At 65.9% G+C, this 15,794-nt stretch carries 15 protein-coding genes and 2 tRNA genes; 10 read left to right on the forward strand and 7 right to left on the reverse strand.

The window, feature by feature from the left end:
* The first annotated feature begins 77 nt into the window (after window positions 1-77).
* From recO to Q7514_RS09545, 3 genes are read left to right on the forward strand one after another with little or no spacing between them, the layout of a single operon-like run.
* Entirely contained in the window at window positions 78-893 is an 816-nt protein-coding gene (recO, locus tag Q7514_RS09535) for a DNA repair protein RecO (protein WP_330132991.1), read from the forward strand.
* Window positions 859-1,656 carry an isoprenyl transferase gene (locus Q7514_RS09540; protein ID WP_199233127.1) on the forward strand — a complete coding sequence of 266 codons (798 nt, stop codon included), beginning with the start codon at window positions 859-861 and terminating at the stop codon, window positions 1,654-1,656. Before recO ends, Q7514_RS09540 begins: the two co-directional genes overlap by 35 nt.
* A complete protein-coding gene (locus Q7514_RS09545) occupies window positions 1,653-2,075 on the forward strand; it encodes a hypothetical protein (RefSeq protein WP_330132992.1) in 423 nt (140 codons plus the stop codon). The genes Q7514_RS09540 and Q7514_RS09545 overlap by 4 nt, the downstream gene beginning before the upstream one ends.
* Before the next feature lie 4 nt (window positions 2,076-2,079).
* On the opposite strand, the gene Q7514_RS09550 is transcribed toward Q7514_RS09545, so the two are convergent.
* On the reverse strand, window positions 2,080-2,496 hold the full coding sequence (locus Q7514_RS09550) for a Fur family transcriptional regulator (protein ID WP_330133102.1): 417 nt from the start codon (window positions 2,494-2,496) through the stop codon (window positions 2,080-2,082).
* An 8-nt stretch (window positions 2,497-2,504) separates the two neighbouring features.
* Window positions 2,505-2,843 carry an ArsR/SmtB family transcription factor gene (locus tag Q7514_RS09555; RefSeq protein WP_330133103.1) on the reverse strand — a complete coding sequence of 113 codons (339 nt, stop codon included), beginning with the start codon at window positions 2,841-2,843 and terminating at the stop codon, window positions 2,505-2,507.
* Between the two features lie 237 nt (window positions 2,844-3,080).
* On the opposite strand from Q7514_RS09555, the gene Q7514_RS09560 reads away from it, so the two are divergent.
* Window positions 3,081-4,472 (forward strand): glycine--tRNA ligase, encoded by a 1,392-nt coding sequence (locus Q7514_RS09560; protein ID WP_330132993.1) that lies wholly within the window; start codon window positions 3,081-3,083, stop codon window positions 4,470-4,472.
* A gap of 88 nt (window positions 4,473-4,560) precedes the next feature.
* Here the strand turns inward: Q7514_RS09560 and Q7514_RS09565 are convergent, their stop codons facing one another.
* On the reverse strand, window positions 4,561-5,937 hold the full coding sequence (locus Q7514_RS09565; RefSeq protein WP_330132994.1) for a cytochrome P450: 1,377 nt from the start codon (window positions 5,935-5,937) through the stop codon (window positions 4,561-4,563).
* Window positions 5,938-6,618: 681 nt separating this feature from the next.
* Window positions 6,619-8,625, reverse strand: coding sequence for a TPM domain-containing protein (locus Q7514_RS09570; RefSeq protein WP_330132995.1), 2,007 nt, complete (start codon window positions 8,623-8,625; stop codon window positions 6,619-6,621).
* 118 nt (window positions 8,626-8,743) lie between these two features.
* On the opposite strand from Q7514_RS09570, the gene Q7514_RS09575 reads away from it, so the two are divergent.
* The 3 genes from Q7514_RS09575 to dnaG all read left to right on the forward strand — a co-directional run bounded on the left by Q7514_RS09575 (window position 8,744) and on the right by dnaG (window position 12,717).
* The gene (locus tag Q7514_RS09575) at window positions 8,744-9,409 is read left to right on the forward strand and encodes a YdcF family protein (RefSeq protein WP_330133104.1); all 666 of its coding nucleotides are present in this window, start codon (window positions 8,744-8,746) and stop codon (window positions 9,407-9,409) included.
* A 68-nt stretch (window positions 9,410-9,477) separates the two neighbouring features.
* The gene (locus Q7514_RS09580) at window positions 9,478-10,749 is read left to right on the forward strand and encodes a deoxyguanosinetriphosphate triphosphohydrolase (RefSeq protein ID WP_330132996.1); all 1,272 of its coding nucleotides are present in this window, start codon (window positions 9,478-9,480) and stop codon (window positions 10,747-10,749) included.
* Between the two features lie 48 nt (window positions 10,750-10,797).
* Window positions 10,798-12,717: a DNA primase gene (gene dnaG, locus Q7514_RS09585; RefSeq protein ID WP_330132997.1), complete on the forward strand. Its 1,920-nt coding sequence runs from the start codon at window positions 10,798-10,800 to the stop codon at window positions 12,715-12,717.
* A gap of 2 nt (window positions 12,718-12,719) precedes the next feature.
* Here dnaG and Q7514_RS09590 read toward each other — a convergent pair whose 3' ends face one another.
* Window positions 12,720-12,965 (reverse strand): hypothetical protein, encoded by a 246-nt coding sequence (locus Q7514_RS09590; protein ID WP_330132998.1) that lies wholly within the window; start codon window positions 12,963-12,965, stop codon window positions 12,720-12,722.
* 148 nt (window positions 12,966-13,113) lie between these two features.
* Between Q7514_RS09590 and Q7514_RS09595 the strand changes: the two genes are divergently transcribed.
* Together Q7514_RS09595 and Q7514_RS09600 are read left to right on the forward strand one after the other, a co-directional pair.
* Window positions 13,114-13,186, forward strand: a tRNA-Asn gene (locus Q7514_RS09595).
* A gap of 269 nt (window positions 13,187-13,455) precedes the next feature.
* Window positions 13,456-13,529 (forward strand) — tRNA-Ile (locus Q7514_RS09600).
* Window positions 13,530-13,573: 44 nt separating this feature from the next.
* Here Q7514_RS09600 and Q7514_RS09605 read toward each other — a convergent pair.
* The gene (locus Q7514_RS09605; RefSeq protein ID WP_330133000.1) at window positions 13,574-14,749 is read right to left on the reverse strand and encodes a site-specific integrase; all 1,176 of its coding nucleotides are present in this window, start codon (window positions 14,747-14,749) and stop codon (window positions 13,574-13,576) included.
* Complete coding sequence (locus tag Q7514_RS09610) at window positions 14,736-15,320, reverse strand: hypothetical protein (RefSeq protein WP_330133001.1); 585 nt, start codon at window positions 15,318-15,320, stop codon at window positions 14,736-14,738. The genes Q7514_RS09605 and Q7514_RS09610 overlap by 14 nt, the downstream gene beginning before the upstream one ends.
* Before the next feature lie 129 nt (window positions 15,321-15,449).
* On the opposite strand from Q7514_RS09610, the gene Q7514_RS09615 reads away from it, so the two are divergent.
* Window positions 15,450-15,620 carry a helix-turn-helix transcriptional regulator gene (locus Q7514_RS09615; protein WP_330133002.1) on the forward strand — a complete coding sequence of 57 codons (171 nt, stop codon included), beginning with the start codon at window positions 15,450-15,452 and terminating at the stop codon, window positions 15,618-15,620.
* The last annotated feature ends 174 nt before the right edge of the window (window positions 15,621-15,794 follow it).

The raw sequence follows: 15,794 nt of genomic DNA on the forward strand, positions 1-15,794 counted from the left end.
GTCTGACGTCGAGGTTTCCGAAGGCGGGCCCGCCCACACAGCGGGTGCTGTCGTGCCGGCATGACACACTCGGATGCGTGAGGTTGTACAGGGACAACGCGGTGGTGCTGCGCCAGCACAAGCTGGGCGAGGCCGACCGCATCGTCACCCTGCTCACCCGCCGCCACGGGCTGGTCAGAGCAGTCGCGAAGGGGGTCCGCCGCACCCGCTCGAAGTTCGGAGCGCGCCTCGAACCCTTCGCCCATATCGACGTGCAGCTACACCCCGGACGCAACCTCGACGTCGTCACTCAGGTCCAGACCCTCGACGCATTCGCAATCGGCATCGTCGACGACTACGGGCGCTACACCACCGCGTGCGCGATCCTCGAGACGGCCGAACGCCTCGCGGGCGAAGAGCGCGCGCCTGTTCCCCGGCTCCACGCGCTGACCGTCGGAGCACTGCGTGCAGTGTGCGACCGGACGCGTCCTCCCGAACTGGTCTTCGACGCCTACCTGCTGCGCGCCATGCTTTACGCGGGGTGGGCGCCGGCGATCACGCACTGCGCCCGCTGCGACCGACCGGGCCCGCACACGGCGTTCCATGTCGGGGCGGGCGGCGCGGTCTGCGTGGAGTGCCGGCCGCCTGGGGCTGCAACTCCCGCGCCGGGGGTTCTCGACTTGATGGATGCGCTCAATCGGGGCCGCTGGGAGGCCAGCGAAACTGCGTCGGCCTCGGTGCGCAGCCAGACGAGCGGCCTGATCGCAGCGCATCTGCAATGGCACCTCGAGCGTCAGCTGCGGACGCTGCCGCTCATCGAACGCGGTAGTCCGCACGGGGCCGGAAGCTCGGGATCCGGCGTCAGGCAGGATGGAGATCGTGATTCGACGACGCGAACCGCACCGACCGGCTGACCGCACCATCCGACCACCCGACCCCCATCCGTCGGGTGCGCGTGCCCCGATCATTCAGCCCGAGCTGATTCCGCAGCACGTCGCGCTGGTCATGGACGGAAACGGTCGCTGGGCGCAGGAGCGTGGGCTGCCTCGCACTGCCGGTCACGAACGCGGTGAAGCCGTTCTGATGGACGCCGTGTGCGGCAGCATCGAGGTGGGCGTCAAGTGGCTTTCCGCCTACGCGTTCTCCACCGAGAACTGGAAGCGCAGCCCCGATGAGGTCCGGTTCCTCATGGGCTTCAACCGTGACGTGATCCGCCGCCGCCGCGACGAGATGCACGAGATGGGTGTGCGCGTCAGGTGGGCCGGGCGCCGCCCGCGTCTGTGGCGCAGCGTGATCAAGGAGCTCGAGATCGCCGAGGAGCTCACCAAGGACAACGACGTGATGACCCTCGTGATGTGCGTCAACTACGGTGGCCGTGCCGAGATCGCCGATGCGGCCCGCGAGATCGCGCGTCGCGTCGCGGCCGGCGAGTTGGATCCCGAGAAGGTCACGGAGGCCACGGTGGCCCGCTATCTCGACGAGCCCGACATGCCCGACGTCGATCTGTTCCTCCGGCCGTCAGGCGAGCAGCGGACGTCGAACTTCCTGCTGTGGCAATCCGCTTACGCCGAAATGGTATTCCAGGACAAGAACTTTCCCGACTTCGACCGACGTGACCTCTGGGCAGCCTGCGTCGAATACGCCTCCCGCGACCGCCGGTTCGGAGGTGTGAAATGACGGCATTCGTGGAGCGGATAGCGGGCCTGCTCGCTCCGTTCGTCGATCTGCGGACCTCCCAGGTGAACGGCGACGGCGCCCTCGGCTTCGATTACGGTGCCGTCCCGTTCGCGGCGCAGGTGGTCACCCTCACCGAGGGGCTCGACGTCGTGTCGCTCACGGGGATCCTCGGCTGGGACCTCCCGCTCGGCGACGACGTGCGCGACCGGGTTGCGACGGCCGCCGATGCCGTGCAGTTCGGGTCGGTGCATCTGATCGAACGCGACGCGGAGGCAGACGTCGTCCTGCGTTACTCGTTCCCCATCAGCGGTCTCGAAGACACCGCGCTGACGACGATGCTCCTGTTGGTGCTCGACGGTGCCGCGAGCGCTCGCGAGGTGGTCGGCGCCTCGACAGGTTCTGCCGGCGAGGCGAAGTAACCGGTCAGTCCTCGGCGAGTGCACAATCCCTGCATGTGCCGAAGATCTCGATGGTGTGGCTGACGTCGACGAATCCGTTCGCGTCGGCCATCTCGTGTGCCCAGCGCTCGACTTCGGGTCCGTCCACCTCGACGGTGAATCCGCAGCGGCGGCACACGAGATGGTGGTGGTGCCCGGAGGAGCATCGCCGGAACATCGACTCCCCGGAATCGGTTCGGAGTACATCGACGCTGCCCACTTCGGCGAGCGACTGCAGCGTGCGGTACACGGTGGTCAGGCCGATTCCGTCGCCGCGCTTGCGGAGTTCGTCGTGGAGGTCCTGGGCCGTCCGGAACTCTTCCGTGTCATCGAGCAGAGCGACGATGGCGCTGCGTTGCTTGGTCGAGCGAACCCCGACGAGGGGCTTGCGGGCGGAGGTCAAGGCGGAGGTCAACCTTCCTGTTCAGGTGTTCCCAGGATGGTTTCCTGGGCGGTGGGTTCTTGGGCATGGGCAACAGCGTCGACGACGATGTGCGCGAGATGATCATCCGCGAGCCGGTACAGGACTTCACGTCCGGACCTGTCGCCGCGGACGACGCCGGCGGTCTTCAGGACACGCAGGTGCTGGCTGATCAGCGGTTGAGTAGCGCCGAGCGCTCCGACGAGCTCGTGCACGCAGCGGGAGGATTCCCGCAGTTGGAGGACGATCGCGATCCTGATCGGCGCGGACAGCGCGCGCAGGAGTTCGCCTGCTGTGACCAGCGTGTCGTGGGGGATCGGCTGCCTGATCCCGGCGGGTTCCTGCGATCCGGGAGTGCGAGCGTCCACCGTGCAGTCGCGATGACCGGTGTCGAGACTCAAGAGTGCTCCTTCGGAGGGGGAACCGCGCGTTAATGCAAACCGATCTCATTTTGATATGCATAGATGTGCATGTCAACCGCCGCGTGTTCGGTGTCCTGCACCGGAGCGATAGTCTTGGTGATCGACGCATGCTGCGAACCCGCATCCGAGATGGAGAGAATCCGAGTGGCACCCAAATCCAAGATCGATACCGTCGCCAACCTCGCCAAGCGCCGCGGGCTGGTCTACCCCTGCGGTGAGATCTACGGCGGCACCAAGTCGGCCTGGGACTACGGGCCGCTCGGCGTGGAACTCAAGGACAACATCAAGAAGCAGTGGTGGCGCAACATGGTCACCAGTCGCGACGATGTCGTGGGCCTCGACTCGTCGGTGATCCTGCCCCGTCAGGTGTGGGTCGCCTCCGGTCACGTCGGTGTGTTCAACGACCCGCTCGTCGAGTGCCTGAGCTGTCACAAGCGTCACCGGCAAGATCACCTGCAGGAGGCGTACGCCGAGAAGCACAAGCTCGACGATCCGGACACGGTTACGATGACCGAGATCGCGTGTCCGGATTGCGGCACCAAGGGCCAGTGGACCGAGCCTCGCGACTTCAACATGATGCTCAAGACCTACCTCGGTCCGATCGAAAGCGAAGAGGGCCTGCACTACCTGCGCCCCGAGACCGCCCAGGGAATCTTCGTGAACTTCGCCAACGTGCTCACCACGTCGCGCAAGAAGCCGCCGTTCGGCATCGGCCAGATCGGCAAGAGCTTCCGCAACGAGATCACGCCGGGCAACTTCATCTTCCGCACCCGCGAGTTCGAGCAGATGGAGATGGAGTTCTTCGTCAAGCCGGGTGAAGACGAGGAGTGGCACCAATACTGGATCGACTACCGCATGGATTGGTACACCGGTCTCGGTATCAACAAGGACAACCTGCGCCTGTTCGAGCACCCCCAGGACAAGCTTTCGCACTATTCGAAGCGCACTGTCGACATCGAGTATCGCTTCCACTTCCAGGGCAGCGAATGGGGTGAGCTCGAGGGGGTCGCCAACCGCACCGACTTCGATCTGTCGACCCACGCGCAGCACTCGGGCGCCGACCTGAGCTTCTTCGACCAGACCACCAACGAGCGCTACACGCCGTACGTGATCGAACCCGCGGCAGGCCTCACCCGCTCGCTGATGGCGTTTCTCGTCGACGCGTACAGCGAGGACGAGGCGCCCAACGCCAAGGGCGGCGTCGACAAGCGAACCGTGCTGCGCCTCGACCGTCGGCTCGCGCCGGTCAAGGCTGCGGTGCTGCCGCTCTCGCGCAACGCGGATCTCAGCCCGAAGGCCAAGGATCTCGCCGCCCAGCTTCGCCAGAACTGGAACATCGAGTTCGACGACGCGGGCGCGATCGGCCGTCGCTACCGTCGCCAGGACGAGATCGGGACGCCGTTCTGCATCACCGTCGACTTCGACACCCTCGAGGATCAGGCCGTCACCGTCCGCGAGCGCGACACGATGGCGCAGGAGCGCGTGAGCCTGGATCAGGTCGAGGGTTACCTCGCGCAGCGCCTGATCGGGTGCTGATCGCCGGAACCCGCGTCTGGTGATGACAGGCACAACGGCAGAAGGCAGGCACACCGCGTCGACACGGTGTGCCTGCCTTTTCGTGCGGCTACTGTGATCTGTCGGTTTGCGCCGTGATCGGCTCGGCGAGCCCCTGCGCGTCGCACTCCTTCTGCAGACGGGCGAGCGTCTCGTCGAGACCGGCGCCCAGGCGAGGGCCGGGGGTGAAGGTCGCGGGAAGATTCCGCATTCCCTGGATGATGCCGATGGTCTCGTAGTGCACGGCCTCGCTGGGGTCGCAGTGGAAGTCGGGCATCCGGTCCAGCACCGCGACGAGCATCCGCTTGAACACTGTTCGCGCGACGTTGGATCCGATGCAGCGGTGGATCCCGAGTCCGAAACTGAAGTGGCGGTTACCCTTTCTCTCGAGATCGATGCTGTGAGGATCGTCGAACAGTGACGGATCGCGATTGGCCATGGCCCACGAGAGCCACAATCGTTCGCCTTCCTGGAACTGGGTTCCGGCGTATTCGCAGTCTGCCGAAAAGGTGCGTCCGTCTCCCGGTGCAGGTGTGAAGAACCGCAGGAACTCCTCTGTTGCGGAGTCGAGTAGCGTGTCGCGGTCGCGGCTGAGCAGTTCTCGCTGGTCCGGGTTGTGGGACAGCCATTCGAGTGAGTGCGCGGTGAGCGCAGTCGTCGTGTCGAATCCGCCACCGATCAACAGCGACAGCATGCCGAGAACTTCCACGTCGGGTGGGTGCTCGCCGTCGATGTTGGCATGCACCACCGCGTTCACCAGACCGGGGCGCGGATCGACGCGGGCTTGCGCGACGGCGGCGTAGAGGTCGGCGCCCATCGCGCGTTGAAGGTCGGCGACGCGGCCACGGTCGGGAGAGTCGGGCGGCGTATACACCGACGCGTGCACCGGCTCGTTGTAGATCGCCCACTTGGCGAGCGGGATGCCGAGCATCCCGAGGGTGAGCACCGCCGGCACGATATTGGCGAGATCGTCGACGAAGTCGATCCGCCCGGTGGTGATCTTCTCGTCGAGGCAGGCGCGGACCACCTCGTCGATGACGGGAATCCATCGCTTGACGGCTGCCGGTGAGAGGTACGGGTTCAGGGTCTGGCGGTAGTAGCGATGCTCCGGCGGGTCCATCTCGAGCATCCCGCCGCGTGCACCGTTCGGTAGTTCCCCGGTGGGAATCGTGATGCCCTTGTATCCGCGGCGGACACCCTGGACGTCGTTGTCGTTGGAGATGTCTCCGGACCGGGCGAGATGGAATACCTCGTCGGCCCCGGCCGCGACCCAATGTCCGCCGTGGGTTTCGGTCCACGCCATGGGGCAGCCTGCGTGCATGTCCTTGGTGATGGTTTCGAACTGTTCTCGGTACTCGGGTGCGTGTCGATCGAAGTGGATGCGGTTCCTGCCGGAATCGGTCTGAGTCACGACCAGAAGCTCCTCGTCTGAGAGTGTGGCGCGCATCACCGTGAAGCGGCGATTGACGGCAAGATATCAGGGTTCTTCACATCAAGAAAGGTGATTGGAGGAAAGGGAGAGCGGTATTCTCCTGAGCGTCGGATCGCGTACTTATCAGAAGCTGTGCACGCCGGTGATCGGGCTGGGTAACGGGGACCGGCACCGACCCGGGACATCGCTGCCGATCTACTCTCGCCCTTACAGGGCGGGCTCGGCGCCGTGGGTGTACCGGGCCACCGCTGAGTCTTCACCACAGCGAAGCATCCCGGCCTTCTCCAGCACACGTGCTGAGGCCGGATTCGAGAGCTCTACCACGGCCGAGACGCTGTGGACCAGCGGCGTGGCCAGAGGCCAGCGCCACCATGGCGCGGGTTGCCTCTGAGGTGTAGCCGAGCCCTCGACGTGAGGCTACGACGCCGTACCCGATTCGACGACGCCTTCGCTCGGTGGCTACAGCGGACTGATGGAACCCACGACCAGCCCGCTCTCACGCTCGACGATCAGTCTGTAGCCATCGTCATGCGACACTCCTGGTCGATTCAGATGACCGGGCCGCCCAGTGAGCTCACACGACCCGGAAGAAGGCATGTCGATGACGCATCCGGCGGACCATATTCATCAACCTCCCTGATCGCGATGTTCGACACGCGGTGAGCGCGGCGCATTCACAGTAGTCGAGCGGGTCGGTCAGAAGCGGCCACCGCTCGACCCGCCGAAGCCACCGCCCCCACCGCCGCCGAAGCCACCACCCCCGAAACCGCCGCCGAAGCCACCACCACCGCGGCCACTGTTCAGGACGCTGTTGATGAGGATGCCGCCGAGGATCGCGCCGGTCATGTTGCCGCCCGACGAGCCGCCACCCGGCGGGCGCTGCTGACGGTCCCACTTCTGCACGTCGTTCTGGGCCGAGCGCAACGCCTTCGCGGCCAGGCTCGCGGCGGCCTGGGCGTGCTGCATGGCGGCGGCGGAATCCGATTGCGCCAAATGCTGCGCCGCCTGTAGGTGACGCTCGGCCTCCGACAAGCGGGTGCGGGCCTGCGCTCCGACCACACCGCGCCTCGTGCCGATGAAATCCGATGCGGCGGTGACCTGCGCTTGTGCCGCTGCAAGATCCTGCTCGAGGCGTCGGCGGGCCTGTTCCGCGGCTTCCTGCGCTTCGCGGGTCTGCGCGCGCAACGCGTCGAGCCGCGCATCCGTTTCCACCACGCGTGTGAAACTGCCCAGCGGGTCGTTGTGCTGCTCGGCCCGCGCATGATCGAGCGCCTCCTGCGCCGCCGTACGCGCATCGTCGAGTTCCGGCCCGCCCGCCGATGCAAGCTTCGCGGCGTCCGCGATGCCCTGCGCCGCATCCTCCATCGCTGCGGGAAGGGTCGCGATGGCTCGTCGGATGTCCTCGGCGGCATGGTCGAGGGAGTCGAGCAGCGTGGTCGCATGGCCCAGACCGCCCTCGGCCTCACGGATGGCGCGCACCGCGTCGCCCTGCTCGCCGGCGGGTCGCGCGACCGCGGTCCTGCCCTCGTCGATCGCCTTCTCTGCGAAGGAGATTTCCTCCTGTGCGAGCTCGACGTTCTCGGCGACGGGGGTGAGCGCGCCGGCCGGGAACTCGCCGCGCAGCTGCGTGAGGATCGCCTCGGACTCGGGGAGCCGTGCCCGTAGCCCGATTGCACGTTGAGTGAGCGCGTCGAGGCGTTTCGGGGCGTCGAGCAGCAGGTTGCGCATGTTGTCGAATGCCTCGACCTGCTCGTCGAGATCGTTGTTTGCCTTACCGCACGACGAGATCAACTGGACGAGCATGTCCCGCTGTTGCTGCGGGGTCTCCGGGATGTCGTCGTCGAGACGCTGCCTGATCTCGAACGCGGACGCGAGCGCTGCTCGGGCTTGCTCGAAGGCCCGGTCGAACGGTTGCACCGCGGACTGCCCGAACTCACCGCGTGCCAGTTCGAGTGCCTCAGAACTCGATCGGACCGCGTTGTCGGTCTCCACGAGCACTTCCTGTGCGTACAGTTCGAGCCCCTCGAGCGGCAGCGAACGCAGGCTGTCGACGTCGTTCGGATCGATCTGGGCGGCCTGCGCGGCACCGGCCTCCGCGCGCTTGCTCTTCGACCGGCGGGAGTACAGGTACACCCCGCCCGCACCTGCGGCGATGACCCCACCACCGACCAGCAGCGTCGTCACGGGTGCGCTCGACGGCGTCAGCGCATTGTCGAGACCCTCGGCAGCGGCGACCGCGGCTCCCGCCCAGTCGGTGGGTTCGCGCAATTCGGGCACAATGTCGTTCGAGCTGATGCGGTCGCGTTCCGATGCGCTGACCTCGGATCCGTCGGGAGTCCACAACGCGAATTCGCGATCCTCGGTCGCAACCGCGAGCAACGCGGTGTCCGGCCCGAAGTTGCTTGCCCGTGCGGTGGCCTCGGCCCAGCTGTCATACGGCTGACCGTCGAAGGTCGATACGTACGTGACCCACAGCTGCACCCGATGCTCGTCGTACAACGTGTTCGCCGCGGCCTGTATGCGGTCGGTGTCATCGTCGGTCAGCACACCGGCTGTGTCGGTGATCGGTTGCGGAAGCCGCGAGGGCGGCTCGGCGGAGGCCAGTGCCGGAGCCATCAACCAGGCTGCGACCGCGAGCAGGGCGGGGACGAGGGGGAGTGCGGTTGTCGAGGGATGCCGTTCCGCTGCCGAAGGGGGAGCCATGGGACGAATCTATCGGTTTCGTGTGTCCGGGTGGCACCGTGGCGCGTGTCCGCGTGGCCGTCCGGTGGCGCACTGGCAGAATCGGGGAGTGAGTACCGCAGCCCGCCGCCGCCCCGATATGGCCAGGAGCGTCGACGAAGACCAGCGCAGTTTCGGGTCCCGCCTCGGTCGGTGGTGCCGTCGTCTGATCGCCGGGTTGCTCCTCGCCGCGGTCCTGGTGGTCGGCGGTACGGCAGTGCGGGTGTGGCAGGTCGCGCGCATCGACGACTGGACGACCGCCGATGCCATCGTCGTCCTCGGTGCCGCGCAATACTCGGGGACCCCTTCACCGGTGTTCGCGGCGCGCCTCGAACAGGCGCGCATGCTCTACGAGAACGGTGTGTCCGACACCATCGTCACGGTGGGCGGCAAGCAGGAGGGCGACCTGTTCACCGAGGCGGCCTCCGGCAAGAACTACCTCATCGAGACCGGCGTGCCTGCGGATGCCATCGTGGCAGTCGAGGAGGGGTCCGACACCCTCCTGAGCATCAAGGCGGTCAGTGAGGAAATGAGTGAGATGGGATTGTCATCTGCCGTCCTGGTGAGTGATCCGTGGCATGGCCTGCGCACACGGACGATGGCACGCGACGCGGGCCTCGATGCATGGACCGCGCCCACCCGGCAAGGCCCGGCAGTGTTCACACGCGAGTCACAGTTCCACGGCATCGCCCGGGAAACCGGGGCGCTCATCTGGTACCAGCTCACGCACTACTCGGCAGATTTCGAATACACGGCAGACCAGTGAAACAAGGTCGCATCGACTGAAATGTCGCATCGACTGAAATAGGGTCGCATCGACGAAGGGGCGGTGGGATGCCGGGATACAGCGAACACGATCTCGCGCGGCGTGTGGAGGAAGCGCCGAAGCGATCGGGGCTTGCCGGGGCGGAAGCGGCTGCAGCCGACCGCACCGCATTCGCGCGCGACCGCGCTCGCGTCCAGCACTGCGCTGCGCTGCGCCGCCTCGCGGACAAGACACAGGTGGTGGGTCCCCGCGACGGTGACACCCCACGCACCCGCCTGACCCACTCGATGGAAGTGGGCCAGATCGGTCGCAGCATCGCCGAAGGGCTCGGGGCCGACCCCGACGTCGTCGATCTGGCGGGGCTCGCCCACGACATCGGCCACCCGCCCTACGGGCACAACGGTGAACGCGCGCTCGACGAGGTCGCGGCGCCGTGCGGGGGCTTCGAGGGCAATGCCCAGAACCTGCGGATCCTGACCGCACTCGAACCGAAGATCCTCCACGCGGACGGCACCAGCGCAGGATTGAATCTCACCCGCACCTCGTTGGACGCGACCCTCAAGTATCCGTGGATCCGTCCCTCTCCGGGCGCGAAGTTCGGCGCATACGACGACGACGCCGACGAACTGGACTGGATCCGCGACGGTGCGCCCGAACGCCGCCGGTGCCTCGAGGCTCAGATCATGGACTGGTCCGACGACGTCGCCTATTCGGTGCACGACGTAGAGGACGGCGTGATCGACGGTCGCATCGACCTGCGGGTCCTCGGCGACGCCGACTCGGTGGCGGGCCTCATCGTGGTGGGCATGAGGGAGTTCGCCGGATTGGACCCGGCCGAGTTGGTGGAGGCCGCGCAACGCCTGTCCACCCTGCCCGTCGTGGTCGGAGTGGGAACCTATGACGGAACACTCACCAGCTCGGTCGCGCTCAAACGGCTCACCAGCGAACTCGTCGGCCGCTATGCGACGGCAGCGATCAGTGGCACCCGCGAGGTCACCGGCAACGCGCCCGCCGCCCGCTACGACACCGACCTGGTGATCCCTCCGATCGTGGCGTCCGAGGTCGCGCTGCTCAAGACCATGGCGCTGCAGTTCGTGATGTCCGACAGCGCTCATCGGGCGCGACAGGTAAGCCAGCGTGAGCGCATCCACCGGGTGGCCGAGTGGTTGCTGCGCACAGCGCCGGTGGGACTCGACCCGATCTTCGTCGCCGAGTGGGAGACTGCGCCCGATGATGCCGCGAAAGTGCGGGTCATCGTCGATCAGATCGCGTCCTGCACCGAATCGCGACTCGAGCGGATCGACCGCGACAGCCTCGCCGCACAGGCCAGCTGGGGCTAGCAACCACCGCCGCCGGCCGGGTCGGGAACACGGCCTAGACTCGTCGGCGTGGCCGGCAGAATTTCAGACAGAGACATCGCGGCCATTCGCGACCGCGTTCGGATCGAAGACATCGTGGGCGACTATGTCGCTCTCAAGCGCGGCGGCGCCGACTCGATGAAGGGGCTGTGCCCCTTCCACGACGAGAAATCGCCGTCGTTCCACGTCCGCCCCAACCACGGGCATTTCCACTGCTTCGGGTGTGGTGAAGGCGGCGACGTCTACTCGTTCATCCAGAAGATCGAGCATGTCACTTTCGTGGAAGCCGTCGAGCAGCTCGCCGAACGTGTCGGCTACACCCTCAGCTATGAGGGTGGAGGACCCTCCGTGCAGCGTGATCGCGGTACCCGCGCGCGCCTCGTTGCCGCGAACGCCGCCGCGCAGCAGTTCTATGCCGAGCAGCTCCGCAGCCCGGATGCACAGACAGCGCGCGACTACCTCACCGAGCGCAACTTCGACCAGGCCGCCGCCGAGATGTTCGGGTGCGGCTATGCACCTGCGGGCTGGGATCAGCTCACCAAGCATCTTCTCGGTCGCGGATTCGAGTTCGCGGAACTCGAGGCCGCGGGATTGTCGCGGCAGGGGCGTCGCGGTCCGATGGATCGGTTCCACCGTCGGCTGCTCTGGCCCATCCGTAACCTCGCAGGCGATGTCATCGGCTTCGGCGCCCGTCGGCTATACGATGACGACACCATCACCGCCAAGTACATGAACACGCCGGAAACGGTGTTGTACAAGAAATCTCAGGTGTTGTTCGGCCTCGACCTCGCGAAGCGGGAGATCGCAAAGTCGCATCAGGCGGTGATCGTCGAGGGCTATACCGACGTCATGGCCATGCACCTCGCGGGAGTGAAAACCGCCGTCGCCTCGTGTGGTACCGCGTTCGGCGACGAGCACCTCGCGATGCTGCGTCGTCTGCTCATGGACGACAGTTACTTCCGCGGCGAGGTCATCTACACGTTCGACGGTGACGCCGCAGGTCAGGCCGCGGCGATGAAGGCGTTCGAGGGCGACCAGAAGACCGCAGCGAAGACGTATGTCGCGATCGCCCCGGAGGGAATGGATCCGTGCGAACTCCGGCAGGCGTCCGGCGACACGGCCGTCCGTGATCTCGTCGCGCGGCGCACCCCGATGTTCGAGTTCGTCGTCAAGTCGATCCTGCTCGAGCACGACCTCGATACCGCGGAGGGACGCGTCGAAGCGCTCCGTCGCTGTGTGCCTGTCGTCGCGCAGATCAAGGACCGGTCACTGCGCGACAACTACGCGGTGCAGCTGGCGCACTGGGTGGGCTGGGACGACATCCCCATGGTTCGTCGCCGGGTGCAGGACGAAGCGCGTCGTGGGGGCGGTCGGGCATCAACGCCCGCACGTCGGCCCGCTGCTGTCGACAAGAGGACCTCGTCGCAGCAGTCGGCGATACGCCGCCCACGGCCGGGAGATCCTGCGCTGTGGCCGCAACGCGACGGGCTCAAGGCTGCCCTGCAGTATCCGGGTGTCGCGGGCACGGTGTTCGATTCGCTGCCCGCAGAGACGTTCACCGACCCCGCCTACTCAGCCGTGCGTGAGGCGATCGCTCACGTCGGTGGTGTCGGTTCGGGAATGGGAGGCGCGGAATGGGTCGACGCCGTCGGCCGTGCAGCGACCGACCCGGTCGTGCACTCATTGGTGACGGAACTCGCAGTCGAGCCGATCCCCGCCGAAGAGGATCGCTTGCCCCGCTACATCGGGGGAGTGCTGGCGCGCCTGCAGGAAGTGTGGGTGGGTGAGCAGGTGGCGGAGCTCAAATCGAAGCTGCAACGCATCTCGCCTGCCACGGAGTCCGACGAATTCCACGCGCTGCTCGGCGACCTCGTCGCATTGGAGCAGTATCGTCGCAGCTTGCTCGACCAGGCCATCGGCGATGCGGGCGGCGACGGCCTGGCCGGCTGACGCTATTTCTTGAGCTGATCCCGCGGGATCATGATCGTGGTCGTCTCGTCGATCGGCTTCATCGGTTCGAGCTTCGGCTGTGGGCTCAGAGAATCCGAGAGCTTCTGGCGTCCCACCTCGATGGCCTTCTTGGTGACCGGGCTGGCGGCCACCGCCTTCGCGGTCTTGCTGATCTGTTCGTATCGGGCTCGGCCTGCCCGGGTGCCGAGCACGTACCCCGCGGCAACCCCGACCAACAATCCCATCAATGTGTCGTCCTTCCACCCAGTGTGCGCGTCCTCCCTATCCTGCCCGATGACGCTCCGCATGCCCACATGCAGGCGATTTGGTTCTGCGGTGGAAGGGGCGCTATGGTTTTTCACGCACCGAGGGAAAACGCGGAGCACAGCAGGTCAATCCCCTGTAGCTCAATTGGCAGAGCATTCGACTGTTAATCGAAGGGTTGCTGGTTCGAGTCCAGCCGGGGGAGCGCACAGAATCCTCCCACCCCATGCGGGGTGGGAGGATTCTTTCGTTTCGGCGCCCATCGGGTGTGACGTATCCGACAGCATGGCTGGTTTGAAAATCTTCCTCCGCGTACTGGGGTTTCCTCGCGTCGACAACCTGAGGGAACCCGAGCAAGCGGAGGAAGGTCCGAACCGGTCGCGACCCGGTGCGTAGGAACGCGTCGGCTGCCGGGTACCATGCGTACGCGCTATCCGGAACGGAGAGCGTTCTGCAGCGATGTGTCGCTGTGGAGGGGCGGTAGCTCAGTCGGTTAGAGCCGTGGACTCATAATCCATTGGTCGCGGGTTCGAGCCCCGCCCGCCCCACGTCAGAGGGTGTTTCGGTCCACGTCGGTGGACCGATCCATCGTTTATTCATTCTTTTCGGCCACAACACGGTCCAGCAACTGGGCCACCGCCGAGTGTGTTCTGCGGCGAGACATGTAGCGATCCATGGTCATGGAGACATGCCGGTGCCCGAGATGATCGGCTCCGACGCGAGGCGACAGGCCTTCCTCGTCGATCAGGGTCGCAACGGACTTCCGGAAGCTGTGGGTTGTCGTGTCCTTGACTCCGAGGTCGTCGCGGACCTTGCGCCACTGCTTACCGAAGTTGTTCGGGTCGCGCAGCGTGCCGGCGGTCGACGGGAAGATCACTCCCAGGTCTCCGTGCTGTGGCTGATCCGCACGTCGCTTGAGTACCTCCAGTGCGAAAAGTGGCAGCGGGATGGTTCGCAGCCCGGCAGCAGTCTTTGCTTCCTCCACGCGTTTCAGGCCGGCGCCTTTGGCGCGCACGACCTTGCCGCTCACCGTGACAGTCCCGGCCTCGTCGTCGACATCGGCCCAGCGGAGAGCGAGCAGCTCCGAACGACGGAGACCGGTTGCGATGAGCAGTGTGATCGGGTCGACGAGATCATTCGCCTTGCAATACTCGGAGTCGTCCAATGCGATCAGCAGTGCGCGTAGCTCGTCGGCGGTGAGGGCGCGAGCACCGGCCGGTGGTGTCTTGGATTTGATCGGGGAGACGTCTCGGACCGGATTGCTGTCGAGGGCACCCGCGAGGACCGCAAGTCCGAGTGCGCCACGGAGGATCGTCTTGGCTTGGCGGGCCATGGTCGGCCCGTGCGTCTTGCTCATCGCCCGTATCGCGGTGTCGACGCGTCGGGCCGTGGCTTCGCCTACCCGGACACCTCCGAGCTTGCCCTCGAGCTTCCCTGCCGCGAACTTGTATGTGTCGATGGTCGCGGCTGCTCGTCCCTCTTCCTCGAGACGTGCAAGATAGGTCCGAACCAGCGCCGCGATCGTCGTTGAGCTCGTCACCTCGTCCTCGCTGGGCGTGCGCCGAGAGTCGAGGTGTTCGAGCAGTTCGTCTTCGGCGAGCTTGCCGTATTGGTCGCGTCGACCGGGCGGCGTCCGGCGCTCGACGATGCGCACCACGCCGTCGTCGTCACGGAACCTGCACCGAGCGAGCCATACTCCCTTTCCGAGATCCTTGCGCGTGATTTTCCCGTGCTGCCCGATGCGCAGCGGGGGTCTACCCCGCGGCATCGCCGTCGACCTTCCGATGTTCCTCGACGAGGATCCCGCGTCGCTTGGCCGTCGCGATCCACCGGGAAGCCGTCTGCTTGGTGAGTCCGTACTCGCGGGCAAGGACGGCGATCGGCTTCTGTCCGGTAGCCATGCAGAACGCGAAGATCTGCGAAATCGACTCGAGTGCCTCTTCGGTGGGGCCATCGTCGACGAACTCTGTTGAAGGCCAAGCAAAATCGATTGCCCGGAACGACTCGCCATCCGGAGTCGGCTCGATCGCCTGCACGACGTTGAGTTTCTCTGCAGCCAGTTCGACCCAGCTGCCCACTGGGATCCGGCGCAGGTGGTCCGAGGTGATCGGCGGACCGCCTTCGGTTCTTGCCGCGCGTAGTTCGGTGCACGCCAGGCGTCCCTCGACTACATCGATTTCCAGCTCGACGTGGTGCTCGATCGGCTCGATGTCGTCGTCGGCCGCGGTAGCGGTGACTCGCGCAGGTACCTGAGCGAAGAGGCGGCCGCCATACAGCGACCATCCGGAGTTCTCGGGCAGAGGGCCATTCGTCGTTGTGAAGCTCGGCATGTCAGTCATCTTGACACATTGCGAACAGTCCCGACAGGGAGTCTTGATACCTGATTCTCAACGTGCTACTTCTTGTCGGGACAGTTCGCAAATAGTCTCACTGGAGGGATTGAAATGCAGACGAGTGACGATCGTTGGATGACCAGGCAGGAAGTTGCCGATCGGTTGAAGGTGCCGGCGAAGACGCTTGCGCAGTGGGCGAGCCGGGGGCGAGGGCCACGCTTTGCGCGCATCGGACGGCATGCTCGCTACAAGCTCAGCGATTGCATGGCGTGGGAGAACGAGCAGTTCGCAGGCGGCTCTCAATGATGGCCACCGCTACGAACATCGCCGCCGGTGGGGGAGTTGGAGCTCCGAATCCCACCGACGGCGCGTCGAAACAAACCAATCACCAGAATGGCAGTTCGCTTGTGACCGTACCTGTGACGGGCGCGCTGCGCCAGACCGAACCAGTGTTCGTGCGCTGACGAAAGTCGTTTCTCT

Source organism: Rhodococcus artemisiae, from assembly GCF_036327795.1.
GTDB lineage: Bacteria > Actinomycetota > Actinomycetes > Mycobacteriales > Mycobacteriaceae > Rhodococcus > Rhodococcus artemisiae.